Source organism: Pseudomonas sp. AN-1 (genome assembly GCF_034057115.1).
GTDB lineage: Bacteria > Pseudomonadota > Gammaproteobacteria > Pseudomonadales > Pseudomonadaceae > Geopseudomonas.
The window spans coordinates 2,376,563-2,402,531 of record NZ_CP139195.1; the positions used below are offsets into that span (position 1 = coordinate 2,376,563).

24 protein-coding genes, 1 other RNA gene and 1 pseudogene are annotated in these 25,969 nt (G+C 65.9%); 12 read left to right on the top strand and 14 right to left on the bottom strand.

Annotated elements, in window-relative coordinates; genetic code table 11:
• The first annotated feature begins 4 nt into the window (after positions 1-4).
• Genes SK095_RS11060 through SK095_RS11070 form a run of 3 tightly spaced genes read left to right on the top strand, consistent with a single transcriptional unit; the run spans position 5 to position 5,704 of the window.
• Positions 5-454, top strand: coding sequence for a pilus assembly PilX N-terminal domain-containing protein (locus tag SK095_RS11060; RefSeq protein ID WP_320546339.1), 450 nt, complete (start codon positions 5-7; stop codon positions 452-454).
• 20 nt (positions 455-474) lie between these two features.
• Complete coding sequence (locus SK095_RS11065; RefSeq protein ID WP_320546340.1) at positions 475-5,223, top strand: PilC/PilY family type IV pilus protein; 4,749 nt, start codon at positions 475-477, stop codon at positions 5,221-5,223.
• A 58-nt stretch (positions 5,224-5,281) separates the two neighbouring features.
• A complete protein-coding gene (locus SK095_RS11070) occupies positions 5,282-5,704 on the top strand; it encodes a type IV pilin protein (RefSeq protein ID WP_320546341.1) in 423 nt (140 codons plus the stop codon).
• A 47-nt stretch (positions 5,705-5,751) separates the two neighbouring features.
• On the opposite strand, the gene ispH is transcribed toward SK095_RS11070, so the two are convergent.
• From ispH to murJ, 6 genes are all read right to left on the bottom strand, one after another.
• A complete protein-coding gene (gene ispH / locus SK095_RS11075) occupies positions 5,752-6,696 on the bottom strand; it encodes a 4-hydroxy-3-methylbut-2-enyl diphosphate reductase (protein ID WP_320546342.1) in 945 nt (314 codons plus the stop codon).
• A 99-nt stretch (positions 6,697-6,795) separates the two neighbouring features.
• Positions 6,796-7,233 carry an FKBP-type peptidyl-prolyl cis-trans isomerase gene (fkpB, locus tag SK095_RS11080; RefSeq protein WP_320546343.1) on the bottom strand — a complete coding sequence of 146 codons (438 nt, stop codon included), beginning with the start codon at positions 7,231-7,233 and terminating at the stop codon, positions 6,796-6,798.
• Positions 7,226-7,738, bottom strand: coding sequence for a signal peptidase II (lspA, locus tag SK095_RS11085; protein ID WP_136489134.1), 513 nt, complete (start codon positions 7,736-7,738; stop codon positions 7,226-7,228). The genes fkpB and lspA overlap by 8 nt, the downstream gene beginning before the upstream one ends.
• Entirely contained in the window at positions 7,731-10,562 is a 2,832-nt protein-coding gene (gene ileS, locus SK095_RS11090; RefSeq protein ID WP_320546344.1) for an isoleucine--tRNA ligase, read from the bottom strand. Before ileS ends, lspA begins: the two co-directional genes overlap by 8 nt.
• A complete protein-coding gene (gene ribF / locus SK095_RS11095) occupies positions 10,559-11,506 on the bottom strand; it encodes a bifunctional riboflavin kinase/FAD synthetase (protein ID WP_136489132.1) in 948 nt (315 codons plus the stop codon). Before ribF ends, ileS begins: the two co-directional genes overlap by 4 nt.
• Before the next feature lie 75 nt (positions 11,507-11,581).
• Entirely contained in the window at positions 11,582-13,129 is a 1,548-nt protein-coding gene (murJ, locus tag SK095_RS11100) for a murein biosynthesis integral membrane protein MurJ (protein WP_320546345.1), read from the bottom strand.
• A 161-nt stretch (positions 13,130-13,290) separates the two neighbouring features.
• Here murJ and rpsT point away from each other — a divergent pair, with 161 nt between their 5' ends.
• The gene (rpsT, locus tag SK095_RS11105) at positions 13,291-13,560 is read left to right on the top strand and encodes a 30S ribosomal protein S20 (protein ID WP_090211787.1); all 270 of its coding nucleotides are present in this window, start codon (positions 13,291-13,293) and stop codon (positions 13,558-13,560) included.
• A gap of 91 nt (positions 13,561-13,651) precedes the next feature.
• On the opposite strand, the gene SK095_RS11110 is transcribed toward rpsT, so the two are convergent.
• Entirely contained in the window at positions 13,652-14,854 is a 1,203-nt protein-coding gene (locus SK095_RS11110; protein WP_136489130.1) for a multidrug effflux MFS transporter, read from the bottom strand.
• A 176-nt stretch (positions 14,855-15,030) separates the two neighbouring features.
• On the opposite strand from SK095_RS11110, the gene SK095_RS11115 reads away from it, so the two are divergent.
• A complete protein-coding gene (locus tag SK095_RS11115) occupies positions 15,031-15,222 on the top strand; it encodes a hypothetical protein (RefSeq protein WP_136489129.1) in 192 nt (63 codons plus the stop codon).
• Positions 15,223-15,226: 4 nt separating this feature from the next.
• Here SK095_RS11115 and SK095_RS11120 read toward each other — a convergent pair whose 3' ends face one another.
• Positions 15,227-15,706: an LEA type 2 family protein gene (locus tag SK095_RS11120; protein WP_178084048.1), complete on the bottom strand. Its 480-nt coding sequence runs from the start codon at positions 15,704-15,706 to the stop codon at positions 15,227-15,229.
• A gap of 288 nt (positions 15,707-15,994) precedes the next feature.
• Here SK095_RS11120 and SK095_RS11125 point away from each other — a divergent pair, with 288 nt between their 5' ends.
• The 5 genes and pseudogenes from SK095_RS11125 to SK095_RS11145 form a co-directional block, all read left to right on the top strand.
• Complete coding sequence (locus SK095_RS11125; RefSeq protein ID WP_136489127.1) at positions 15,995-16,444, top strand: bacteriohemerythrin; 450 nt, start codon at positions 15,995-15,997, stop codon at positions 16,442-16,444.
• A gap of 315 nt (positions 16,445-16,759) precedes the next feature.
• Complete coding sequence (locus SK095_RS11130; protein ID WP_320546346.1) at positions 16,760-17,764, top strand: ArsJ-associated glyceraldehyde-3-phosphate dehydrogenase; 1,005 nt, start codon at positions 16,760-16,762, stop codon at positions 17,762-17,764.
• A gap of 408 nt (positions 17,765-18,172) precedes the next feature.
• Positions 18,173-18,502: a type II toxin-antitoxin system PrlF family antitoxin gene (locus SK095_RS11135; RefSeq protein ID WP_320546347.1), complete on the top strand. Its 330-nt coding sequence runs from the start codon at positions 18,173-18,175 to the stop codon at positions 18,500-18,502.
• Positions 18,499-19,014, top strand: coding sequence for a type II toxin-antitoxin system YhaV family toxin (locus SK095_RS11140; RefSeq protein ID WP_320546348.1), 516 nt, complete (start codon positions 18,499-18,501; stop codon positions 19,012-19,014). The genes SK095_RS11135 and SK095_RS11140 overlap by 4 nt, the downstream gene beginning before the upstream one ends.
• Positions 19,015-19,129: 115 nt before the next feature.
• Positions 19,130-19,322: pseudogene (locus tag SK095_RS11145) on the top strand (toxin-antitoxin system HicB family antitoxin); the annotation flags it as partial.
• 618 nt (positions 19,323-19,940) lie between these two features.
• Here the strand turns inward: SK095_RS11145 and ssrA are convergent.
• Positions 19,941-20,298: a transfer-messenger RNA gene (ssrA, locus tag SK095_RS11150) on the bottom strand.
• A 228-nt stretch (positions 20,299-20,526) separates the two neighbouring features.
• Here ssrA and ahpC point away from each other — a divergent pair.
• Positions 20,527-21,090: an alkyl hydroperoxide reductase subunit C gene (gene ahpC / locus SK095_RS11155; protein WP_092432055.1), complete on the top strand. Its 564-nt coding sequence runs from the start codon at positions 20,527-20,529 to the stop codon at positions 21,088-21,090.
• A gap of 122 nt (positions 21,091-21,212) precedes the next feature.
• Positions 21,213-22,769 carry an alkyl hydroperoxide reductase subunit F gene (ahpF, locus tag SK095_RS11160; protein ID WP_320546349.1) on the top strand — a complete coding sequence of 519 codons (1,557 nt, stop codon included), beginning with the start codon at positions 21,213-21,215 and terminating at the stop codon, positions 22,767-22,769.
• Between the two features lie 63 nt (positions 22,770-22,832).
• Here the strand turns inward: ahpF and SK095_RS11165 are convergent, their stop codons facing one another.
• The 5 genes from SK095_RS11165 to SK095_RS11185 form a co-directional block, all read right to left on the bottom strand.
• Complete coding sequence (locus tag SK095_RS11165; protein ID WP_136491622.1) at positions 22,833-23,069, bottom strand: DUF2789 domain-containing protein; 237 nt, start codon at positions 23,067-23,069, stop codon at positions 22,833-22,835.
• Between the two features lie 80 nt (positions 23,070-23,149).
• Positions 23,150-23,587, bottom strand: a complete 438-nt coding sequence (locus SK095_RS11170; protein WP_136491623.1) for a YqaA family protein — start codon at positions 23,585-23,587, stop codon at positions 23,150-23,152.
• A 37-nt stretch (positions 23,588-23,624) separates the two neighbouring features.
• Positions 23,625-24,098, bottom strand: a complete 474-nt coding sequence (locus tag SK095_RS11175) for a hypothetical protein (protein ID WP_201486644.1) — start codon at positions 24,096-24,098, stop codon at positions 23,625-23,627.
• A gap of 106 nt (positions 24,099-24,204) precedes the next feature.
• The gene (locus SK095_RS11180) at positions 24,205-25,464 is read right to left on the bottom strand and encodes an OmpP1/FadL family transporter (protein WP_320546350.1); all 1,260 of its coding nucleotides are present in this window, start codon (positions 25,462-25,464) and stop codon (positions 24,205-24,207) included.
• Positions 25,465-25,579: 115 nt separating this feature from the next.
• On the bottom strand, positions 25,580-25,921 hold the full coding sequence (locus SK095_RS11185) for an ArsR/SmtB family transcription factor (protein WP_136491626.1): 342 nt from the start codon (positions 25,919-25,921) through the stop codon (positions 25,580-25,582).
• Positions 25,922-25,969: the final 48 nt, after the last annotated feature.

Below are 25,969 nucleotides of genomic sequence, written 5' to 3' on the forward strand. Positions count from 1 at the left end.
AGGCATGGTCCTGCTGGTCAGCCTGGTATTGCTGCTGGTGCTCACCATCATCGCCATCACCGCTGCCAACACGTCCTCCCTGCAGGTGCGCATCGCCGCCAACAGCAAGCAACAGAACGTCGCCTTCCAGGCTGCCGAGAGTGGCATCCGCGAATGGCTGGCCGACTTTGCGGAAGACCCTGCAATCGAAGCCCTGACGGTCACTGGCAACCTGCAGGCTACAGCAAAGACCGTACCGTACCAGGCCAGCGCAGCAACCCCTGGCACCTGCTGGGACGTGATCCCCGCCTATTCGCTGGACGCCTCGGAGGACAACACCAGCTTCCAGTACGCCTGCTTCAACATCCAGAGCACCGGCAAGGCCTGCGCTGATGCCACCGAGAACGCCAACTGCCCTGACGACAGCCAGTTGGCACAGGCCGAACATCTTCAGGGTCATCTGGTCCGCTACTGACAGGACAAGGAATGAATGTCATGAACCTCTGCCACGCCCTCAAACCATTCCTGGCTTCCGCCCTGCTTTCCAGCCTGATCCTGCAGGCTGGCCTCAGCCAAGCCGACGACACGGAGATCTTCTTCGGCGGCCCGACCATCGACAACAACACCCGCCCCAACGTGCTATTCATTCTGGACAACTCCGGCTCGATGGCCTGGCGTCTGGACCGTAACGACCCCGCCAGCTCCGGCCAGAAGTCCCGGCTAATGGTATTGAAGGAATCCTTCGCCGACATTCTCAACAATACCAGCGACATCAACATCGGCGTCATGGTGCTGAACGCCCGCACCGAGTACGGCAGCTCTCGCTACATGTTCCCCGTACGCAACATTGATGACACCCTGGGTGGCAGTGCAGAACTGAGTGGCGGCAACGCCGGCATCCTGCAGTCCTCCGACGACGCCTCGCAGCGCATCAGCCCGGCCGGCGATGCCGTGATCGATGACCCGACGCTGCTGATGGGCAGCACCGCCATGACCGGAAATATACCGGGCAGGATCAGCAGCGCGCTGACCTCTGCCAACAGCTTCTTTCGCCACCTGCATACGACTGGTAAGGGGAAAAACCAGGTCACCACCGAGTATGCCTGCCGAATGGACCCGCCCTTGCGCAGCAACGACGACTACTGCGACAACGACGAACTGAGCGAAATCAACCTGCAGCGCGACACCTCCTCCCAGGCCCTGTTCCGCTTCGAGGGCCTGAATCTGCCTGCCAATGCGATCGTCACCAGCGCCTACATCGACATCACCCCTACCAACACGCCAAGCGGCAACCGAAAAAGCCTGAAGCTCGACGTGATGGTGGAAAACAGCAAGACCCCTGGGCGCCTCAACGACAACAGCACGTTTGGCGGGCGGACCTACCAGGACACCGCGGTCGTCCAGGTCAACGGCTGGAGCGACGGGGCACGCGTCGCCATCGACCTGCTCGACCAGGTCAAGGCTCTGCTAGCAGCCACCCCGGCGGCAGACCCGGTCCAGGGGCTGTTCGTACGCTTCTCCGGCAACTCGGCCAACAACAAAAGCCAGCAATACACCTTCTGCGCCAACGACTGCCCGAGCGGCGAGGCGCCCACCCTGGTCATCGAATACAGCGCGCCGGGCAATGGCACTGAGACCGAGCAGCGCATGGCCGCCCTGCGCTTCCAGGAGGTCAGCATCCCCCAAGGCGCCACCATCAGCTCGGCCCATATCAGCTTCGTACCGGCTGCCAGCAACAGCGAGCCGGTCACCTTCGAGGTGCGCGCCGAAAGGACCGGAGATGCCAGCCAGTTCGTCGCCGGCAGCAACCTCGCAGGACGCAGCAAGACTACCGCCGTGACCACCTGGGCAGCCGAGCCATGGATAACAGAAAACCCACCCGTGCCGGTGCAGGGGCCGGACGTCACCCAGTTGGTGCAGGAGGTGGTGAACCTCTCCACCTGGTGCGGCAACAATACGATGGCCTTCCATATCACCCCCACCTCCGGTAGCGGCCTGCGCAGCGCCCACAGTTTCGATGGCGCCGGGGGCCTGCAGCCGATCCTGAACGTCAGCTATACCGGCGGCAGCGAGGGGTGCATGCAGGATATCGTCGAGGTCCGCATCACCGACCAGAAGAACGACGCCTACCAGAACTCCTCCGGCCAGGTGACGCTCGGCGATCTGCAACTGCCATTGAGCCGTAACCGAATCGGTGCCCGCTTCGAGGACCTGCCGGTCAGCCGGGATGCAGAAGTCGTCGAAGCCAAGGTGATCATCACCCCAGCCAACACCGTGGCCAATCCTACCCAGAGCATAGGGCTCAGATTCCAGGACAGTGCCAACGGCAGCGCCTTCAGCGCCAACTCCTCCAACCTGAGCAGCAACCGGGACCTGACCTCCACAACCTACTGTTCGATCAGCAGCAGCTGGCGTGCAGGCGTACCAGTCATATGCGATGTCAGCAGCACGGTACTGACCAACATCTTCGCCAAAAGCAGCTGGTACCGTGGCAACCCCCTCAACCTGTTCCTCGTCCAGAGCGCCGACAGCGATCTCAAGGTCGCCTCCTACGAAGCCAACCCGGCCCAATCGATCAAGCTGCGCCTCAAGTTGCGCGACGGCGGATCTTCGGTGACCGTCCGCCAGCACCTGAACTCCCTGGTGCAGAGCATGACGGCCAATAACAATACCCCTATCGTGCGGACCCTGTATGACGCAGCCCGATACTACCGTGGCGACGTTGCCGGGCGCACCAGCCCGATCGACAGCGCCTGCCAGGCGAACCACCTGGTGCTGCTGACCGATGGCCAGGCCTACAGCCCCTATGATGATCCCAGAAGCGACGTTGCCAAGCTGATAGGCAGCGACTGTAACGGCGACGCCACTGACAGCGATGAACAGTGCGCCCGCAGCCTGACGAAATGGCTGGCGGATAACGACCAATCCGCCACCATCGAAGGCGACAACCTCATCACCACCCACACCGTGGGCTTCGCCCTCGATGCAAGCGGCACCAAGACCAGCGCCCAGGTCAAGAAGTTCCTTAGCGATCTTGCCACCAACGGGGGGGGGGCCGCCTACACTGCCGAAAGCGCCGGCGAGCTAAGCGCCGCCTTCAACCGCATCATCCAGGAGGTGCTCGCCACCAACACCACCTTCGTCAACGCCAGCGCTCCCATCAACAGCTTCAACCGTCAGGACAACAAGGACCAGCTGTACTTTGCCCTGTTCCGCCCCTCCGATCGGGACCGCTGGGCAGGCAATCTGAAGCGCTACCGCATGAAGATCGAGGACGGAGTGGCCACCATCGTCGATGCCGATGGGGTCTCGGCCATCGATCCGAATACCGGCTTCTTCCGCGATAATGCCCGCAGCTTCTGGACCAGCGAGCGCGATGGCAGCGACGTCACGCTCGGCGGAGCCGCCCACAAACTGCCGACTCCGGACAACCGCAAGCTGTACACCTACCACGGCGACTCGCCGGTTTCGCCCGTCGCCCTGAGCAACTACCCGATCAGCACCAGCAACTCCCGGCTGACCCCTGAACTTCTGGGGGTCAGCGAAGAGGACAAAGAAGAACTCCTCGACTACATTCGCGGCCTCGACAGCGAGGGCAACCCGCGCAAGGGACTGGGCGACCCCATCCACTCCAGCCCGCGCCTGGTGACTTACAAGTGCGAGTCCTACTCGGGCGACGAATGTGTCGACGAGGACCAGGCGGCCATCATGGGTACCAACGAAGGCTTCATCCACCTGTTCGATACCGATACCGGCAAGGAGCACTTCGCCTTCATGCCCGAGGCCCTGCTGCCGAACATCAAGTACCTGCAGGACAACGCCAAGTCTTCCTCACAGAAACCTCGTCGCTACGGGATGGACAATACCGTTGCCCTGTGGGTCAACGATGCCAACAACAATGGCGTCATCTATGGCGGCAAGAACCCGGAAACCGGTGCCACGATCTCCGGAAAGAACTCCGGCGAGTTCGTCTATGCCTACGCCACCATGGGCCGCGGCGGACGCAACATCTACGCACTGGACATCACCGACCGAGACAGCCCCAAGCTGCTGTGGCAGATCATCGGCGGCAGCACCAGTGGCTTCGAGCATCTGGGACAGACCTGGTCGGCACCGGTCAAGGCCCGGATCCAGGTGGGCAGCACAGTCCGCGACGTACTGATCTTCGGCGGCGGCTACGATGCCAGCCAGGACGATCTCAACAGTTCGGACAGCACCCGGACTGCCGATGGCATGGGCAATGCCATCTACATCGTCGACGCCAAGACAGGCGCAAAGATCTGGTCCGCCGGCAGCGACGACAGTCACGACCTGCAACTGGCCAAGATGCAATACAGCATCCCCAGCAAGGTGCGCGTGATCGACATACAGGCACAGGCTACCACCCAGGTGGATGAGGATAGCGGTCGCCTCGAGTCCGGCGGGGTGCTGGTCCATGACACGGAGAAGCTGGCCGATCAGATATTCGTCGGCGACATGGGCGGCCAGATCTGGCGCTTTTTCATCAACCACGGCAGCAGTGGTGCGAACCTTGTCACCGCCGGGGGTAGCAGCGGCAATGGCGTGTTCGCCAGCGTCGGAGGCGATACCCCGGCCTCTGCCCGGCGCTTCTATCACGAGCCGGATGTATCCTTGCTGAAGGTCGGCAGCACGCCGACCCTGACCGTCAACATCGGCAGCGGCTACCGTGGCCACCCGCTCAACAAGTTCATCGACGATCGCTTCTACTCCTTCCGTACCGACATCCTGTTCAAGAACGGCAACGAAGGCACCCTGACCGAAGGCGACATGTACGATGCGACGCAAAACCTGGTCCAGGCTGGCAACGCAGGGCAGCAGGCGACCGCCCAGGCGGCCTTCGCCGAGACCCATGGCGGCTGGTATATCACCCTGAAGGGCGATGGCGAAAAGGTACTCTCCCGCGCCCTGACCGCCGGGGGCTCGGTGTACTTCAACACCTACGAGCCGACCGCCGGCAGAGGGGTCTGCAGCGCCTCGATCGGCAAGAACCGCGCCTACTCGGTACGCCTGGCCAATGCCACCCCGACGTCCGTGCCGCTGGATGGCAACGGCAGCTACGAGGATCGCTATCAGGACAGCAACAGCGGCGGCATCTCCAGCGACCCGCAGCTGTTCTGCCAGGGCGACAACTGCTTTATCCTGCCCGACCCCTCGGTGGCCCCCACAGCTGTCACCACGCCGCCGCTCGGCAAGACCTACTGGATAGACGAGACCAGCGACTAAACATGGATCCGGGGCACCTCAGGGTGCCCCGGCCCTTTACCGTCGAGAGCATTACAGAATGAAAGCACAGCAAGGCTTCACACTGATTGAGCTGATGATAGTCGTGGCGATCATCGGCATTCTTGCCGCCATTGCCCTACCCAGCTACCAGGGCTATCTGCTCCGCGCCTCCTGCGAGAACACCAAGTCCGTACTCGCCGGGGCGGCGAACGTGCTGGAGCGCTATCGAGCGCAGAACAACCGTTACACCGATGCTGATGGCAACGCGGCTCCCTTGGGCATCTACTCGGCTGCCCCGGTGGATGGGGCCAGCAAACACGCCACCGTCGCCGTCAGTGCGGTTACCGCGACGAGCTATACCCTGACCGCCACGGGTACGGGTCGGCTGGCCGGCAAGGGCACCCTGACCCTGGACTCCAGCGGGGCGCGCGGTGGCAGCGGGGCGCTGGCCAATGCCTGGGGGAGCTGCAACGGCCTCTGAAAGAAAAACGGGGCGCATGGCGCCCCGTTCTGCATTGAGCTGATCGGTTACAACTCCTTCACCCGCAACTCCTTCGGCATGGCGAAGGTCACGTTCTCCGGCTCGCCGTCCAGCTCGCACACCTCGTCGGCACCCCATTCGCGCAGGCGGGCGATGACGCCCTGGACCAGCACCTCCGGCGCCGAGGCGCCGGCGGTGATGCCGATCTTCAGCTTGCCGTCGAACCATTCGCGCCGGAGGTCGTCGGCGCCGTCGATCAGGTAGGCCGGGGTGCCCATGCGTTCGGCCAGTTCGCGCAGGCGGTTGGAGTTGGAGCTGTTGGGGCTGCCGACCACCAGCAGCAGGTCGCAGTCCTCGGCGAGCTGCTTGACCGCATCCTGGCGGTTCTGGGTGGCGTAGCAGATGTCACTCTTGCGCGGCCCCTGGATGGCCGGGAAGCGCTCGCGCAGGGCGTCGATGACCTTCGAGGTGTCGTCCATCGACAGGGTGGTCTGGGTGACGTAGGCCAGCGCCGCGGGGTTGCCCACCTCGAGACGGGCGACGTCGTCCTCGTCCTCGACCAGGTAGATGGCGCCGCCGTTGCGGTTGTCGTACTGGCCCATGGTGCCCTCCACCTCGGGGTGGCCGGCGTGGCCGATGAGGATGCACTCCTGGCCGTCGCGGCTGTAGCGGGCGACTTCCAGGTGCACCTTGGTGACCAGCGGGCAGGTGGCGTCGAACACGCGTAGGCCGCGGCGGGCCGCCTCGTCGCGCACCGCCTGGGACACGCCGTGGGCACTGAAGATGACGATGACATCGTCGGGCACCTGGTCGAGCTCCTCGACAAAGACGGCGCCGCGCGCGCGCAGGCCCTCGACGACGAACTTGTTGTGTACCACTTCGTGGCGCACGTAGATCGGCGGGCCGAACACGTCGAGGGCGCGGTTGACGATCTCGATGGCGCGGTCGACACCGGCGCAGAAGCCGCGGGGGTTGGCGAGGGTGATTTGCATGGCTGGTCTCGGCACGCGGAAATTCAAGGGGGGCGCACGCCAGGCCTACGGCGTGGTTGGCGGGTTACGGCCTGCGGCCTAACCCGCCCTACTACAGGCTCAGGCCGGCTGCACGTCGACGATTTCCACGTCGAAGGTCAGGCGCTTGCCGGCCAGCGGGTGGTTGAAGTCGATGGTCACCTGGGCATCGTCGAACTGCCTGACCACGCCCGGCAGCTCGGCGTTGGCGGCATCGTTGAAGATGATCAGCAGCCCTTCGGACAGCTCCATGCCCTCGAAGTTGCCGCGCGGCATGACCTGCACGTTCTGCGGGTTGGGCTGACCGAAGCCGTGCTCCGGCTCGATGGCGATCGAACGCTTGTCGCCGGCCTTGAGGCCGTAGAGGGCCTGCTCGAAGCCGGGCAGCAGGTTGCCGTCGCCGACCTTGAACACGGCCGGGCTCTTGTCGAAGGTGCTGTCGACCACGTCGCCCGACTCGAGCTTGATGGCGAAGTGCAGGGTTACCTGGCGCTCGGGGCCGATGCGCTGTTCAGTCATTGCGGTCTCCGCTTTTCTCGGATTTGAACATGTCCAGGGCCAGCAGCACGGCGCCGACGCTGATGGCGCAGTCGGCGATGTTGAAGGCCGGGAAATACCAGCGGTTCTGCCAGTGGACCAGGATGAAGTCGATCACGTGGCCGTAGGCCACGCGATCGAACAGGTTGCCCAGCGCACCGCCCAGCACCAGCGCCAGGCCCAGCGCCAGCCAGCCCTGGCCGCGGCGCGGCAGGCGCCTGAGCCAGACCACCAGCACGGCGCTGACGCCGATGGCGATGACGGCGAACAGCCAGCGCTGCCAGCCGCCGTGGTCGGCGAGGAAGCTGAAGGCGGCGCCGGTATTGTAGGCCAGGGTCCAGCTGAAGTAGTCGGGAATGACCACGATCTGCTGGTACATCTGCAGGCTGCCCTCGAAGTACAGCTTGGTGACCTGGTCGAGCACGAAGACGATCGCGCTCAGCCACAGCCACGGCAGGGCGCCGAAGCGCCCGGCGGTCTCAGGCATGCAGGCGCACCTCGCCGCTGCCGCTGACGTTGTCCACGCAGCGGCCGCACAGCTCCGGATGCTCGGCATGCTGGCCGACGTCCGCGCGGAAGTGCCAGCAGCGGGAGCACTTGGCATGCCCCGACTTGAGCACCTGCAGCTTCAGACCAGCGACCTCGCTGTCGACCGCCTCGGCCGGAGCTTCGGCCAGCGGCGCCAGGCTGGCGTACGAGGTGATCAGCACGAAGCGCAGCTCGTCGCCCAGCTTGGCCAGCTTGGCGGCCAGCGCCTCCTCGGCGTACAGGGTGACCTCGGCCTGCAGGTTGCCGCCGATGGTCTTGGCGTTGCGCTGGTTCTCCAGCTCCTTGTTCACCGCAGCCTTGACCGCCATCACCTCGGTCCAGAACTCGCGCCCCAGCGCGGCGTCGGCGTCCAGCTCGAACAGGCCGTCGTACCAGGTGTTGAGGAACACCGACTCATTGCGCTGGCCCGGCAGGTACTGCCAGATCTCCTCGGCGGTGAAGGCGAGGATCGGTGCGATCCAGCGCACCAGCGCCTCGGCGATGTGGAACAGCGCAGTCTGGCAGGAGCGCCGCGCCTGGCTGTCGGCCGCGGTGGTGTACTGGCGGTCCTTGATGATGTCGAGGTAGAAGCCGCCCAGCTCCTGCACGCAGAAGTTGTGCACCTTCTGGTAGACGTTCCAGAAGCGGTACTGCTCGTAGGCCTCGCTCAGCTCGGCCTGCAGGCGCGCGGCGGCGTCCACCGCCCAGCGGTCGAGGGCCAGCATCTGCTGCGGCTCGAGCAGGTCGGTGGCCGGGTTGAAGCCGCTGAGGTTGGAGAGCAGGAAGCGCATGGTGTTGCGGATGCGCCGGTAGGCGTCGGCGCTGCGCTGCAGTATCTGCTTGGACACCGCCATCTCACCGGAGTAGTCGGTGGCCGAGACCCACAGGCGCAGGATGTCGGCGCCCATGCTGTCGGTGACTTCCTGCGGGGCGATGACGTTGCCCAGCGACTTGGACATCTTGCGGCCGTTCTCGTCGACCACGAAGCCGTGGGTCAGCAGGCCGCGGTACGGCGCGTGGCCGTCGATGGCGGCGCCGGTCAGCAGCGAGCTGTGGAACCAGCCGCGGTGCTGGTCGGAGCCTTCCAGGTAGAGGTCGGCGCGCGGGCCCTGGTCGTGGCCCATCGGGTGCGAGCCGCGCATCACGTGCCAGTGGGTGGTGCCGGAGTCGAACCAGACGTCGAGGGTGTCGCTGATCTTGTCGTAGTCGGCGGCCTCGCTGCCGAGCAGCTCGGCGGCGTCCAGCTTGAACCAGGCCTCGATGCCTTCCTGCTCGACGCGCTGGGCGACCTGCTCCATCAGCTCGACGGTGCGCGGGTGCAGCTCGCCGGTCGCCTTGTGCAGGAAGAACGGGATCGGCACGCCCCAGTTGCGCTGGCGCGAGATGCACCAGTCGGGGCGGTTGGCGATCATCGCGTGCAGGCGCGGCTTGCCCCAGCCCGGGTAGAACTCGGTCTGCTCGATGGCGTTGAGCGCGCGCTCGCGCAGGGTGGCGCCCTGCGCCGGCTCGCGATCCATGCCGACGAACCACTGCGCGGTGGCGCGGTAGATCAGCGGGGTCTTGTGGCGCCAGCAGTGCATGTAACTGTGGCTGATGCTCTCGTGCTTGAGCAGCGCGCCGACTTCCTCGAGCTTGGCGACGATCTGCGGGTTGGCCTTCCAGATGAACTGGCCGCCGAAGAACGGCAGGTCGGCGACATACACGCCGTTGCTCTGCACCGGGTTGAGGATGTCGTCGTTGCTCATCCCGTAGTGCTTGCAGGTGCGGAAGTCGTCCTCGCCGTAGGCCGGCGCCGAGTGGACGATGCCGGTACCGGCGCCCAGCTCGACGTACTCGGCGAGATACACCGGCGAGAAGCGCTCGTAGAGCGGATGGCGAAAGCGGATGTTCTCCAGCGCCGCGCCCGGGGCGCTGGCGATCGCCTCGCCCTCCAGGCCGTAGCGCTTGAGGCAGGACTCGACCAGCTCGGCGGCCAGCAGCAGCAGCCGGTCGCCGACGTCAACCAGCGCGTACTCGAACTCGGGGTGCAGGTTGAGCGCCTGGTTGGCCGGGATGGTCCACGGCGTGGTGGTCCAGATCACCGCGCAGGCGGTCTTCTCCAGGGCGGGCAGGCCGAAGGCCGCGGCCAGCTGGGCGGCGTCCTCGACGGCGAAGGCCACGTCGATGGCGTCGGACTTCTTGTCCTGGTACTCGACCTCGGCCTCGGCCAGCGCCGAGCCGCAGTCGAAGCACCAGTTGACCGGCTTGAGGCCCTTGAACACGAAGCCGCCCTTGACCATCTCGGCCAGGGCGCGGATCTCGCCGGCCTCGTTGGCGAAGTTCATGGTCTTGTACGGGTTGGCGAAGTCGCCGAGCACGCCGAGGCGGACGAAGTCGGCCTTCTGGCCGTCGATCTGCTCGCTGGCGTAGCTGCGGCACAGTTCGCGGGTCTTGTCCGCCGGCAGGTTCTTGCCGTGGGTCACCTCGACCTTGTGCTCGATCGGCAGGCCGTGGCAGTCCCAGCCCGGCACGTAGGGTGCGTCGAAGCCGGCGAGGGTCTTGGAGCGGACGATGATGTCCTTGAGAACCTTGTTGACCGCGTGGCCGATGTGGATGTTGCCGTTGGCGTAGGGCGGGCCGTCGTGCAGCACGAACTTCGGTCGGCTGGCGCCGAGCGCGCGCAGCTTGCCGTACAGGTCGATCTCGTCCCAGTACTTGAGGGTTTCCGGCTCGCGCTGCGGCAGCCCGGCCTTCATCGGGAATGCCGTTTCCGGCAGGTTCAGGGTCGCTTTGTAGTCGGTCATTTCAGGTTCTCTAACGGTTGACCCTGCCAGTGGGCACGGGCGGCGGCGATGTCCGCGTCGATCGCCGACTTCAGTGCCTCCAGGGAGGCGAAACGCTGTTCGTCGCGCAGCTTGCGGTGGAACTGCACCACCAGGCGGCGGCCATAGAGATCGCCGCTGAAATCCAGCAGATGAACTTCCAGATGGGCACGGCCGTCGCCGGCGACGCTGGGCCGGGTACCGATGTTGGCCACTCCCGGCCAGCGCCGGCCGTCCAGCGCGACGCTCACCAGATAGACGCCGCTCAGCGCCGGGCGCAGGCGATTGAGCTGCAGGTTGGCGGTCGGCGTGCCCAGCTGGCGGCCGAGCTTCTGGCCGTGCAGCACCCGGCCGCTGATGGCGTAGGGACGACCGAGCAGGCGCTCGACCTCGGCGAAGTCGCCGGCGGCCAGTTCCTCGCGCACCCGCGTGCTGCTGATGCGCTCGCCGTCCAGCTCGATGGTGTCCGCCGACTCGACGGTGAAGCCCTCGCGCGCCCCGGCCTCCTGCAACAGGGCGAAGTCGCCGGCGCGGTCGCAGCCGAAGCGGAAGTCGTCGCCGACCTCGAGGTGCCTGACCCCCAGGCCCTCGACCAGGATCTGGTGGACGAAGGCGTTGGCGGACAGCTCGCGCAGGCGGCGGTTGAAGGTCAGGCACAGCACCCGGTCGACTCCGCAGGCGCGCAGCAGCTCGAGCTTCTCGCGCAGGCTGCTGATGCGCGGCGGGGCCTTGTCCGGAGCGAAGAATTCGCGCGGCTGCGGCTCGAAGATCACCACGCAGCTGGGCAGGCCGGCCTGCGCCGCGCGCTCGCGCAGACGCGCCAGCACGCCCTGGTGGCCGCGATGCACGCCGTCGAAGTTGCCGATGGTGGCAACGCAGCCCCGCTGGCAGGAGCGCAGATTATGGAGACCTCGGACCAGTTGCATAGACGCGTCTTGTGTGCAAATTGGCCGATTATACCCATGCATCGGGCATCAGGCGTAGGCCCCGTGACCACCTGCTCAATGGCGCAGATGGCGCAGGCGCAGGCCGAACAGGACCATCGCGGCAACGTAGACGGCGATGCCGCCGCCGACCAGCAGGCTCAGCTCCAGCGCTCGGCGCTGCCAGCCCCAGGCGAACCATGCCGCGGAGGGCGCGTTCAGCCACCAGACCAGCGCCACCATGGCCGCGCAGCCGGCCAGCAGGCGCAGGGCGAACAGCCCCCAGCCCGGCGCTGGCTGGTAGACGCCGGCCTTGCGCAGCCCCCAGAGCAGCAGGCCGGTATTGAGCATCGACGACAGCGAGGTGGACAGCGCCAGGCCGACGTGCTGCAGCGGCCAGATCAGCACCAGGTTGAACGCCATGTTCGCCACCATGCACTGCACGGCGATGCGCACCGGGGTCCTCAGGTCCTGGCGGGCGAAGAAGCCCGGCGCCAGCACCTTGATCAGCATGAAGGTGAGCACGCCCAGCGAATAGGCCTCCAGGGCGTTGGCCGCCTGCACCACGTCGCGCTCGGTCATCTTGCCGTAGTGGAACAGGCTGGCGATCAGCGGTTCGGAGAGGATCGCCAGGGCCAGCGCCGCCGGCACGCCGACCAGCAGCACCATGCGCAGCGCCCAGTCGATGGTCGCCGAGAAGGCCTTGGGGTCGCCGCCGGCATGCTGGCGCGACAGGCTGGGCAGGATCACCGTGCCGATGGCGATGCCGAAGGCGCCCAGCGGCAGCTCCGACAGGCGGTCGGCGTAGTACAGCCAGGACACGCTGCCGGTCTGCAGGAAGGACGCCAGCACGGTGTCCAGCAGCAGGTTGATCTGGCTGACCGACACGCCGAACAGCGCCGGCACCATCAGCGTCATGATCCGCTTGACGCCCTCGTCCTTGCGATCAGGCCGCGGGATCGGCAGCAGCCGGATGCGCGCGAGGAACGGCAGCTGGAACAGCAGCTGGGCCAGGCCCGCGACGAACACGCCCCAGGCCAGCGCCATCACCGGCTGGTCGAAGTAGGGAGTGAAGAACAGGGTCGCGCCGATCATGCAGATGTTGAGCAGCACGGGGGTGAAGGCCGGCACGGCGAAACGCCCGTAGCTGTTGAGGATGCCGCCGCAGAAGGCGGTCAGCGAGATCAGCAGCAGGTAGGGAAAGGTGATGCGCAGCAGGTCGCCGGCCAGCGCCAGCTTTTCCGGCTCGCCGCGAAAGCCCGGGGCGAACAGCATGATCAGGTAGGGCGAGGCGACCACGCCGAGGGCGGTGAGCGCGGTGAGCGTCAGACCGAGGGTGCCGGCGACCCGGTCGACCAGTTGCTTGACCTCGGCCAGGCTGCGCTGCGCGCGGTACTCGGAGAGCACCGGGACGAAGGCCTGGGCGAAGGCGCCCTCGGCGAACAGCCGGCGCATGAAGTTGGGAATCTTGAAGGCGATGAAGAAGGCATCCGCCGCCGGACTGGAGCCGAAGTAGGCCGCCACCACCATGTCGCGCACCATGCCCAGCACCCTCGACAGCAGGGTCATCACGCTGACCACCGCACTGGATCGCAACAAACTGCTTTTGGCCGACTCGCCGGACATGCTTTAATCCCCGCCCCTGCAAAGGTCGGCGAGTGTAAGCCAGCGCCCGCCCGCCCGACCAGCACCCGACAGCCGCCATTGCCCCTTGACAACGCCTTTCGGCGCCGGCATGATTCGCGGCCTTATTTACTTGGTATCCCCAGTTTTCGAGGAGCTCGACGGTGGCCAACTCCCCCTCCGCCAAAAAACGTGCCAAACAGGCTGAGAAGCGCCGCAGCCACAACGCCAGCCTGCGCTCGATGGTGCGTACCTACATCAAGAACGTAGTCAAGGCTATCGACGCCAAAGACCTGGCCAAGGCTCAGACCGCCTACACCCTGGCTGTGCCGGTGATCGACCGTATGGCCGACAAGGGCATCATCCACAAGAACAAAGCTGCTCGTCACAAGAGCCGCCTGAACGGCCATATCAAGGCCCTCGCCCAGGCGTAAGCTTCTGTTCCGACAAGAAACCGGCTTCGGCCGGTTTTTTGTTGCCCGCAGAAAGGTGACGGGCGCTCGCGCGAGGCGAACGCCCGGCCCGCTACAGCTTCTCCGCCGCGATAGCCGCGCACCGATCCGGCCGGTGCTGCGCGGTGCGCCAGGCCACCAGCATGGCCCCGCCGGCACAGCACAGCATCACCAGCGCCATCGGCCGCGCCGTGCCGTCGTGCAGCACGCCGACCAGCGAGGCCGCCAGCGCGGCGATGGAGAACTGCAGGCTGCCGAGCAGCGCCGAGGCGCTGCCGGCATGGGCGCCCTGCCCAGCCATGGCGCAGGCCGAAGTATTGGGCATCACCACCCCCAGGGTCGCGATGCAACCGAACAGCGGCACCAGCAGCGGCCACAGGGTGGCCGGCTGCAGCCAGGCCACGCCCAGCAGCGCCAGCGCACAGCCCAGATAGAAGGCCACCCCGCGCGGCACCCAGAACGCCGGACCGCGCCGGGCCAGCAGCCGCGTGTTGAACTGGGCGAGCAGGATGAAGCCGGCGGCGTTGCTGCCGAACAGCCAGCCGTACTGCTGGGTCGGCACCTGATAGAGCTCGATGAACACGAAGGGCGAGCCGGCGATATAGGCGAACATCGCCGCGATGGCCAGACCGCCGGTCAGCGCATGCCCCAGGAAGGCCCGATCGGCCAGCAGCAGCCGGTACTGGCGCAGCGCCCCGCCCAGCGGCGCCGGCGGCAGCTCCGGCGAGCGCGTCTCCGGCAGCCAGCGCAGCACCAGCAGCAGGCACAGCGCGGCGAACAGGCCAAGGGCGGCGAAGATCGCCCGCCAGCCGGCCAGCTCCAGCAGCAGCCCGCCGGCGGCCGGCGCGAGGATCGGCGCCAGCCCCATCACCAGCATCAGCCGCGAGAACACCCGCGCCGAGGCGACCGGATCGCACAGGTCGCGCACCACCGCACGCGACACCACCATCCCGGCGCAGCCGCCCAACGCCTGAATGAAGCGCGCGGCGACCAGCCACTCGAGGCTCGGCGCCAGCATGCAGGCAAAGGTCGCCACGCCGAACAGCGCGACGCCGAACAGCAGCGGCACGCGGCGCCCGAAGCGGTCGGCCAGCGGCCCGTAGAGCAGCTGGCCGATGGCCAGGCCGACGAAATACGCCGCCAGGCTGTACTGCACGTGCTCGACGTCGGTGGCGAAGCTGTCGGCCAGGGCCGGGAAAGCGGGCAGGTAGAAGTCGATCGCCAGCGGCGCGAAGGCCGTCAGCGCGCCGAGAATCAGCAGGATACGCAGGGACATCGGAACTCCGGACAGGACGCGGCGTGCCGGCGGAGGGCAGCTGCAAGACCGTCCGTTTTACATACGTTCAAGAATGTTTGCAAACCGTCGGGGCGCGGCATGCTTCTTGCTCCCGCCTTCGCGCAACTGTAACCCGCACCCGGTAAATAGCTGCCATGGATTCACGGAGCAGAGCTATGTCCACCCTCACCGAACTGGCCAAACAGATTGCCGAGCTGTATCCACTCCGGGACAAGACCGCCGGCAAGCGCTATCGCATCGTCAACCAGCTGGCCGGCCTCACCGAGCTGGAGGAGGTCGGCGGCCGGCCGCGCTACGTGCCGACCCGCGTCCTGCAGGACGACAAGCTGTGGGACCTGGCCGGCTGACCTCTCACTCACGCCCGGAGGCCAGCCTGGACAGGTCGACCACTCCCGCATCGCTGAAGCGCCGGCTGCCGAACCAGCCGCCGCCGAGCTTGCCACGCAGCACATAGGGCACATTGTCCAGCCGGGCACTGTCGACCATCCCCAGCGCCTGACGCAGGGCAGCAAAGGCCGAGATACTCACCGGCACCTCGATCACGCTCTCGCCGAACCCCGGCAAGCGGCCGTGCTGAGCGCTCACCCCGCGCGCCAGCAGCCTGCCGTTGACCTTCAGCTCCAGAGCAACACCGCTGTAGTCGATCCCCCCGGCATTCGGGTTCTGCACCCGCAGCTTCACCGCCAGGCGCACCTCCAGCCCCTCCCCGCGCAGCGGCTCGATGCCGACCACCTGGAAGCTCAGCGGGTCGCGACCGCCGAACGTGGCGCAGGACAGCAGCCCCGGCATCAACAGCAGCACCAGCAGCAGGCGCACCGCGCGGGCGAACAGCGGAAAGGCGGGAGCGGACATGGCATGCCTCCGGAAAGGAGAGGGCGAGAAGGAAGCCGGCAAGGCAAGTATTCACCCAGCCGGCCGATCCTGCCCTACCGCGCGCGCACCAACAGCGCACCAACAGTGCGCATTCACGCACCGGCCCGCGCACACCAGCAAGCCGCCCTCAACACGATCACGGCCGTCACGGCGCGGTAAAACCACGGAAACAGTGTGGCATTAGACTTGCTACGTGGAAGACGGGACCCTCCCCAAGCCCCAGCAAGCACTCAACGAGGAAGAGCCATGGCCATTGCGATCAACTGGACTGCCGAGTTCGAAACCGGCATCGACATCATCGACGAGCAGCACAAGCGCATCTTCGAATACCTGAAGGAAATCGACGAGGCCATCTCCAGCAAGTCCGTCGAGCAGATCGAGCACGTCATCAAGTCGCTGATCGACTACGCGATCTCGCACAACACCTTCGAGGAAACCCTGATGGAGAAGGCCGGCTATCCGATGCTCGAGGCCCACCATGAGGTGCACGAGCGGTTCAAGGAGCGCGCCCACTCCTACCGCGACCGCTTCGGCAACGGCGAGGACCCGATCCGCCTGGCCCGCGAGGTGCGCAGCGACATCGGCCTGTGGCTGACCAACCACATCAAGCGCGACGACAAGCACTACGTCAACTACGTCAAGCGTGATCTCGAGGGCAGCTTCGTCGGCCGCATGCTCAACAAGATCTTCGGCTGAGCCCCGCCTGCCGGGCGGCCACTGCGCGCCGCCCGCCCCACGACTGCCGACCATTCCCCGGAGCCGCACCGACCGCTCGCCGCGCAGGCTCCGAGCGCCCTTCCGGCACCGCCCCGGCCCCAGCACCGAGGGCCGCGAATATGCCCGCCTCCTGCTCCCATCCGCGCCGGCGCGCGATATGCTCAAGATGAGGCGCGACGCCAATGCCTCCGGCCGGGTCAGGTCACCCGTGCCCGGCGGCGCTGGGCGGGCGTCAGGCGCGTTCGCCGCTCGCCGCCGAACGCCCACCACGACAATAATAAAGAGAACAAGACCATGACCATCAAGGTAGGCATCAACGGCTTCGGCCGTATCGGACGTCTGGCCCTGCGCGCCGCCTGGGGCTGGCCAGAGCTGGAATTCGTGCAGATCAACGACCCGGCCGCCGACGCGGCCACCCACGCCCATCTGCTCAACTTCGACTCGGTGCACGGCCGCTGGCGGTTCGACGCAGGCAGCGACGGCGACAGCCTCGTCATCGGAGACCGGCGCATCCGGGTCACCCACAACAAGACCATCGCCGATACCGACTGGTCGGGCTGCGACCTGGTGATCGAGGCCAGCGGCAAGATGACCAGGGCGGCCCTGCTGCAGGCCTACCTCGACCAGGGCGTCAGGCGCGTGGTGGTCAGTGCGCCGGTCAAGGAGCCGGAGGTGCTCAACGTGGTGCTGGGGGTCAACCACCAGCGCTTCGACCCGCAGCGGCATCGCATCGTCACCGCCGCCTCCTGCACCACCAACTGCCTGGCGCCGCTGGTCAAGGTGATCCACGAGGCGCTCGGCATCCGCCATGGCTCGATCACCACCATCCATGCGCTGACCAACGATCAGGTCGTCATCGACCAGCCGCACAAGGACCTGCGCCGCGCCCGCGCCTGCGGCATGAGCATGATCCCGACCACCACCGGCTCGGCCACCGCCATCGCCGAGATCTTCCCCGAGCTGCGCGGCAAGCTGAACGGCCACGCGGTGCGCGTGCCGCTGGCCAACGCCTCGCTGACCGACTGCGTGTTCGAGGTCAAGCGCGCCACCACGGCAGAGGAAGTGAACCAGTTGCTCAAGGCTGCCGCCGAAGGCGAGCTCAGGGGCATCCTCGGCTACGAGGAGCGCCCGCTGGTGTCCATCGACTACCGCAGCGACCCGCGCTCGTCGATCGTCGATGCGCTGTCGACCCTGGTGGTCAACGGCACCCAGGTGAAGCTGTACGCCTGGTACGACAACGAGTGGGGCTATGCCAACCGCACCGTGGAGCTGGCGCGGCTGGTGGGCGAGGCCCGCTAGACCCGGCATGGCCTGGCTTGGTCCCGGAGACAGGCTTGCCCAAGCGGGCCGACGGCTCCGCTGGATAGCGGCAGCCCGAGGGCGGCGGCCGGGCGATCCGCCTGAAGCGCGCATCAACGGCGCCCCATGACCACGGACCACGGACCGCGGCGCGCCCCTTAGCCCGCCTTGGAAACGGCAGGCCCAGAAAGCACAAAGCCCCGGAATCCGGGGCTTTGTGTCTGCGCTGGTGGAGCCGGGAAGGGTCCGGATTGCCGTGGAATGGGTGTCCGAGTCAGCGTGGAATCCACAGATTTGAACCCAAAAACGCTCCCACGTGTCCATTCATCGCCCAAGGCCAAGCGCACATTGAGCAGACAATGCATGCGCATTACCATGTCAGTGCACCCTCCCACATTGGAGATCAACATGACTGCCACGCTTGAAGTCGAGTCCACGCTTACTGACCGGTATCAGACCACTGTGCCCGAGACCGTTCGTCGCGCTCTCAAGCTGGGCAAGCGGGACAAGATCCACTACACAATCCGCCAGGATGGCGAGGTAGTCCTGACTCGCGCCAAGGCGCCCGAGGTCAATGATCCCGTGCTCGGCCAGTTCCTCAACTTCCTGGCGAACGACATCGCTCGCCATCCTGAACACCTGAAAGCTGTAGATGCCAGCCTGGTAAAGCGTATCCAGTCCGTGGTCGGACATGTCGAGATTGATCTGGACGCGCCACTCTCGGCTGACGACGAATGATCCAGCCGACACACACACCGCTAGTCATCAACGGCTGGACTGTATTTGCCCACCCTCTGTTTCTTGAGCAAGTCGAGCGGCTGACCCAACAGGTGGAAGCCCTGCGCCGGAAGGATCCGGAAGGTTACCTGCGGAAGAATGCCAGCAAGCGCCTTGCTGCCATTCTGAAACTGGCATTCGAGGTCATCCCTCAGGATCCGGGTCGTGCAGAGTATCGCCAGGGTGGAACCTTGGGCGAGGAGCACAAGCACTGGTTCCGCGCCAAGTTTTTCCAACAGTACCGCCTGTTTTTCCGCTACCACGCCCAAAGCAAAATCATCGTCTATGCGTGGGTCAATGACGAAGATACCAAGCGGGCGTACGAGAGCGGGGACGATGCGTACCGTGTATTCCGCAAGATGCTGGAAAATGGCCACCCACCGGGGGACTGGGCCGCACTGCTATCGGAAGCACATGGCGGATCAACCAGACTGAGTGATCTCGAACGGCAGCTTTCTGCTCCCCCACACTGATAGCATGAACCCGACTTGCGCTTGAAGCATCCCGTACGCGCCCCCCACAATCCGGGGCCGTCTTGGAACAAGCAGGAGTACAACCATGAATACAAGGGCTACGCTGCTCGGCTAGCTAGAGTACAGCGAAGAGGACAGCCTTCTCGTGGGCCATATCGCCGGCATCCGCGATGTGGTCGGCTTCCATGACAGCTCGGTGACGGAGCGGCGAGCAGCATCCGTTGAAGCGGTGGACGACTACCTGGATACCTGCGCCAAGCCGGGGACGCGCGCCCCAGAAGCCTTACCCTGGCAAGCTCAGCCTGCGCTCTGGTGCCGAGCGGCCAGTCGAAACGCGTGAAGTTCATGCCCAAGGCGCGAGCCAGCTGGACGCTCGGCGTGAGCGCGAAGATGATCTCGCCGCCGGGCTCGGTGGTGTAGAGCAACGGGCGCTGGCGCCCTTCCCTGAGCAGCCGCTCGTAGCCGGCGGTCAGATCCCGCCGGGCCAGTTCGGCCGGCGTGGGCAGGCCTTGCCAGGATTTCCCGGCCCGCTGGACGGCCTCGCCGACTTCAGCCTGATAGATCGTCAGAAAATTCAGAACCTGCGCAACACTGTGCTCAAGAGCGCGCTCAGTGAACGCGCTGCGCAGGAAGCTGAAGCGCTCGTTGAGGTACTGCGCCAGCTCACGGGCCAGGGCTTCGTCATGGCCTAGCGACCAGCGGACCTGTCTGGGCAGCTGAGGGTAGGCGGCGAAGTGCGTGGGAAGGGTGTAGTAGTACTGGAAGCCGGTCTTGGCACTGAAGATCAGGTGCAGCTGACCGGTCTTGCGAGGTGTCGCTTTGGGCATGATGGCATACCTTTTTGGATTCACAGTCGGACTGTGAGAAATCCAATGCCATCAAATCTGGCCTGAAACCCGCGTTCTAGACGGGTTCCAGGCTTGAATTGGTGGAGCCGGGGGGATTTGAACCCCCGTCCGCCAGCTCTCCGCTATTGGTTCTACATGCTTAGCCATCTCTACTGAGTTAACTCCTCGCGACCCGAGTGGCAGGGTGCTTGGAGCGAGCTGCATGAGTTTTAGCCGTTACGCCTGCAGCGAACTTGGCGGCGATCCTGTTCTATATGACTGACCAAATCTTCGGGTTTACAGGCATCCCCTAGGGTCAGCTAGCGGCCCTTAGGCGGCTAGAGCGTAGTTGTCGTCGTTGGCAACTATGAGTTTGTAACAGCGAATTTACGAGTTCTGTTACCAGCTCGGCATGCCCCTCAAGTTTTGTTACCGGCGTCGAATCCTGATCGGCCCCTGGGTACTTCTGCTTGCAAGGTCGGATGAAGTGTACGGCAAAGCTTCCCTGCGGCCAAGTCTGATGTAGAGTAGCCGCTGGCCAGCGTCCGGCCAGCCGGACGGACGGCCCCGGGGAGCCATAGAGCGAAGCGATTGGGGCGATTCCCTCAATCAATTACGCCTAAGCCCCCGCCCGGGGTAGGATACTCCCCGTCAACCAGTTTTCAACCCTGAAGGAGTTCAGCGAATGTCCCTCATCAACACCCAGGTCCAGCCGTTCAAGGTCAACGCTTTCCACAACGGCAAGTTCATCGAGGTCACCGAAGCCGACCTGAAAGGCAAGTGGTCGGTGCTGATCTTCATGCCGGCAGCCTTCACCTTCAACTGCCCGACCGAGATCGAAGACGCCGCCGAAAACTACGCCGAATTCCAGAAGGCCGGCGCCGAGGTGTACATCGTCACCACCGACACCCACTTCTCCCACAAGGTCTGGCACGAAACTTCCCCGGCCGTCGGCAAGGCCAAGTTCCCGCTGATCGGCGACCCGACCCACGTGCTGACCAACGCCTTCGGCGTGCACATTCCGGAAGAAGGCCTGGCCCTGCGCGGCACCTTCATCATCAACCCGGAAGGCGTGATCAAGACCCTGGAGATCCACTCCAACGAGATCGCCCGTGACGTCAGCGAGACCCTGCGCAAGCTGAAGGCCGCCCAGTACACCGCCGCCCACCCGGGCCAGGTCTGCCCGGCCAAGTGGAAGGAAGGCGCCGAGACCCTGACCCCGTCGCTGGACCTGGTCGGCAAGATCTAAGCAGCCTTTCCAGGTCGTCGCCTCGCGGGAGCTGTCACCCGGCTCCCGCGACTCCCGAATGCCCGGGTGGGTTCCGCCCGGGCATTTTCATATCCGAATTTCGCAAAAGGGATACCGTCGCCATGTTGGATGCCAATCTGAAAACCCAGTTGCAGGCCTACCTCGAGAGGGTCACCGAACCGTACGAGATAGTCGCGTCCCTGGACGACGGCGAAAAATCCCGGGAAATGCTCGCCCTGCTCGAGGACATCGACGCCCTGAGCGACAAGATCGCCCTGGATACCGCAGGCCAGGACGCCCGCAAGCCCTCGTTCGGCTTCCGCCGCGACGGCGTGGAGATCGGCCCGCGCTTCGCCGGCCTGCCCATGGGCCACGAGTTCACCTCGCTGGTGCTGGCCCTGCTGCAGGTGGGCGGTTACCCGCCGAAGGTCTCCGACGAGGTGATCGCGCAGATCAAGGGCATCGAGGGCGAGTTCCGCTTCGAGACCTACTTCTCGCTGTCCTGCCACAACTGCCCGGACGTGGTGCAGGCGCTCAACCTGATGGCGGTGCTCAACCCCAACATCAAGCACGTGGCCATCGACGGCGCGCTGTTCCAGGACGAGGTGGAGCGGCGCCAGATCATGGCGGTGCCGAGCATCTACCTCAACGGCGAGCCGTTCGGCAACGGCCGCATGGGCGTCGAGGAGATCCTCGCCAAGCTGGATACCAACAGCGGCGCCCGCGAGGCCGACAAGCTCAACGCGAAGACCGCCTTCGACGTGCTGGTGGTCGGCGGCGGCCCGGCCGGCGCCGCGGCGGCCATCTACGCCGCGCGCAAGGGCATCCGCACCGGCGTCGCCGCCGAGCGCTTCGGCGGCCAGGTGATGGACACCATGGCCATCGAGAACTTCATCTCGGTGCCGGAGACCGAAGGCCCGAAACTGGCCCGCGCGCTGGAAGAGCACGTGCGCCAGTACGAGGTCGACATCATCAACCTGCAGCGCGCCAGCAAGCTGATCCCGGCCGAGACCGGCGATGGCCTGCACACCGTGCAGTTCGACAACGGCGGCGAGCTGAAAGCGAAGACGGTGATCCTCGCCACCGGCGCGCGCTGGCGCGAGATGAACGTGCCGGGCGAGCAGGAATACCGCGGCCGCGGCGTGGCCTACTGCCCGCACTGCGACGGCCCGCTGTTCAAGGGCAAGCGCGTGGCGGTGATCGGCGGCGGCAACTCCGGCGTCGAGGCGGCCATCGACCTGGCCGGCATCGTCGCCCACGTGACCCTGCTGGAGTTCGGCGAGCAGCTGCGCGCCGATGCGGTGCTGCAGAAGAAGCTGCACAGCCTGCCCAACGTGACCGTGATCACCATGGCGCAGACCACCGAGGTGACCGGCGACGGCCAGAAGGTCAACGGCCTGATCTACAAGGACCGCCACAATGACCAGGTGCACGAGGTCGAACTGGAGGGCATCTTCGTGCAGATCGGCCTGCTGCCCAACAGCGACTGGCTGAAGGGCACCGTGGAGCTGACCCGCTTCGGCGAGATCATGGTCGACGCCAAGGGCCAGACCAACATCCCCGGCGTGTTCGCCGCCGGTGACGTGACCACCGTGCCGTACAAGCAGATCGTCATCGCCGTCGGCGAGGGCGCCAAGGCCTCGCTGAGCGCCTTCGACCACCTGATCCGCCAGGGCTGATCGCCCTGCACCATCAGCGCCGCGCCCTTCTTCAGGAGGGCGCGGCGTTTTCGTTCACACGCGCTATCGGGCGCGCAGGGCGGCGTTGAGGTTGTCGACCACCTCGGCCCAGTCGGCGTCCTCGAGGATCTCCTCGCGCAGGAAGGCCGCCTGGGCGGGCGTCCAGAAACTGGCGTCGGCCAGTTGCACCTCGGGCGGTAGCGGCGCGTGGCGCTCGATGAAGCGGCGGATCGAGTCGTTGTCGTTGGGCAGGCCGAGCTGCTCGAACAGGTGGTGAAAGGCGTGGACCGGCTGTTCCATGACATCCTCCCGCTGCATGCGGCGTGGTTGAGAACAGCACAGAGTATTGCCTACCCGGCCGGAGCCTGCCGGACCGCTCCTCAGGCCAGGCCCAGGGTGGCCGCGGTCAGCACTGCGTAGCGCGCGCCCTTGGCCAGGGTGACGCAGAGCAGCACGATCCAGAACGACTCGCGCATCACCCCGGCGACCACGGTCAGCGGATCGCCGACCACCGGCAGCCAGCTGAGCAGCAGCGACCAGCGCCCGTGGCGCTGGTACCAGCCCTGCGCGCGCTGCAGATGCTGCTCGCGCACCGGGAACCAGCGCTTGTGGCGGAAGCGCTCGAGGTACAGCCCCAGCAGCCAGTTGAGCAGCGAGCCGAGCACGTTGCCGGCGGTGGCCACCGCCAGCAGGGTGAGCACCGGATGCTGCTCGGCCAGCAGCAGGCCGACCAGCAGCGCCTCGGACTGCAGCGGCAGCAGGCTGGCCGCACCGAAGGCGGCGAAGAACAGGCCGAGATAGGCGCCGAGATCGAGCATGGCTGGGGGCTACCTGCCGAAGGCTGTGGCGAAAGGATTACGGCGCGTCATCCTCGCGGATCGACGCATAGTCGAAACCGTAGACATCGCTGAACCACACCGGGTTTCCCTCGGCCATGCCGCCGTAGGTGATGCGCAGGGCCAGCAGGCTGGCGCCATAGCCGAGATCGGCCAGACGCCGGGCGAACAGGTCGCGGTAGAAGCTGCTGGCTTCCTCGTACTCGGCGCTGGCGCGGGCCTCCTCGTCGGGAAAGCGCGCGTCCAGCTCGGCATCGAAGCGCTCGAAACGCTCGGCGAAGTCGGCCGAGGCGTAGACGAACTCGTCCTCCTCGCCGCCGAACACGAAGGCCAGATGTTCGCAGGGCGTTTCCAGGTACTCGTCGTCCTGCTCGACGAACTGCTGCTGGCCGCAGATCGGGCAATGCACCCGGGGCGGCTGCAGGCCGAAGGGCTGCTCGATGGCGACGTAACCGACCTGGCCGGCGACTGCCGGGGAAGCGTTGTCCTGCATGAAATCCTCGCTGAATCAACCCGGAACGAAACGGGGCGACCGATCGGTCGCCCCGCGGGTGCGGCAAGTTTACGGTGTCGCGCCAGAATCCGGGCGAAAAATCGTCTCAGAGCTTCCAGGCGTAGGCGATGCCGACGCTGTCCTGCTGCATCTTCAGGTCCACCTCGCCGCCGCCGAAGTTCTGCATCGAGTGGCGTCCCTTGAGCTCCTCGCTGAAGGCATGGGCGTAGAACAGGCTGACCTCGTGGTCGGCTTCGGGCGCCCAGGTGGCGCCGAGGGTCAGGTGCTCGCGCACCACGCCGGGGGCCAGGGTGTTGAAGAAGGTCTCGCCCTTGTCCAGCGCCTGGTCGGCCCAGCTGTAGCCGCCGCGCAGGGTCAGCTGCGGGCTGACCGCATAGCTGGCGCCGAGCTTGTAGACGCGGATGTCTTCCCAGCCGAAGTTCGGGCCGTCCTCGGAGCCGAGCAGGTGGCCCTGGAACAGCACGCTGACCGGATTGGAGATGGCCTTCACGTCGCTGTAGTCGATCTGCTGCACGTCGGCGGCCAGGGTCAGGCGGTCGGTGGCCTGCCAGGCCAGGCCGATGCCGTAGTTCTCCGGGATGTCGAAGCTGCCGTGGTCGGCGAACAGGCCCTCGTAGCGCTCGAACTTGCCGGTCTTGATCTTCGACGACCAGGCCACGCCGAGGGTCAGGCTGTCGGCGAGCCGGCCAGTCCAGCCCAGGCGCAGACCCCAGCCGTCGGAGTGGTCGTGGCCGTTGTCGCTGACCTTGGCAGGCGACTCGGACATGGCGGCGAAGCCGCCGATGCCACGCGCCTCGAAGCGCTGCCAGGCATAGTTGAGGCCGATGCCGAAGCTGTGGCGCTCACTGAAACGCCAGGCCAGCGACGGGGTGACGAACACCTGGCTCAGGTCGACGCCGGCCTCGCCTTGCACGCCAGTGAGTGCAGCAAACGGATTGCGGCCGTAGTCGGTGTTCATGCCGCCGTTGCCGTACACCGCCAGGCCGAATGCCAAGCGCTCGCCGAGCTGGCGGGTGTAGCCGAATTCGGGGATCAGGAAGGACTCGGTGTCGTTGCCGTCGTAGTGGCCGTTGGCGCCCGGCACGGGAGAGCCGCTGATTTCCACGCTGCGCTCGGGCTTGAACCAGGTGACGCCCAGATCGAGGCGGTTGCCGACCAGCGCGGTGCCGGCCGGATTGGTCGCGGCGGCCAGGGCGTCCTGCGGCAGGGCATAGCCGACGCCGGCCATGCCGAGGGACTTGATGCCGTAACCGTGGGCGAAATAGCCGTTGGTGGCGCAGGCCAGCGGGCTGATGGCGGCGCTGCCGACGAGCAGGGCAGCGAGAAGCGGCTTGTGGAACGACACGGAAACTCCCCCGAAAACGCGTGGCCGCCACAGGCTGGCCGGAACGGGGGCAATATTAAATAAAATACATAACGTGCAATTATAATATTAGCTGATATTTTAATTCCTGAAAGTTCTATTCAGGTTCGTTCGCTTCGTCACCCTGCGGGCAGTACAGCTGGTAGAGCGTGCCGAGCAGCACCAGCATCTTCGGCTCGGCGATCGAGTAGAACATGCGCTTGCCGTCGCGGCGGGTCTGCACCAGGCCCTCGTTGCGCAGCACCGCCAGCTGCTGCGACAGGCTCGGCTGGCGCAGGCCGAGGATCTCCTCCAGCTCGCCGACCGAGCGTTCGCCCTGGCTGAGCTGGCAGAGCAGCAGCAGTCGGTCCGGATTGCCGAGGGTGCGCAGCACGCCGGCCGCCTCCGCAGCGGCGGCACGCATCAGCTGCATGTCGAGATCGGCTTGGGCTTCGGTCATGGGTGGGAGCTCCTTGTGACGCTGACCTGCAGATGCGGAAAGCGAAAC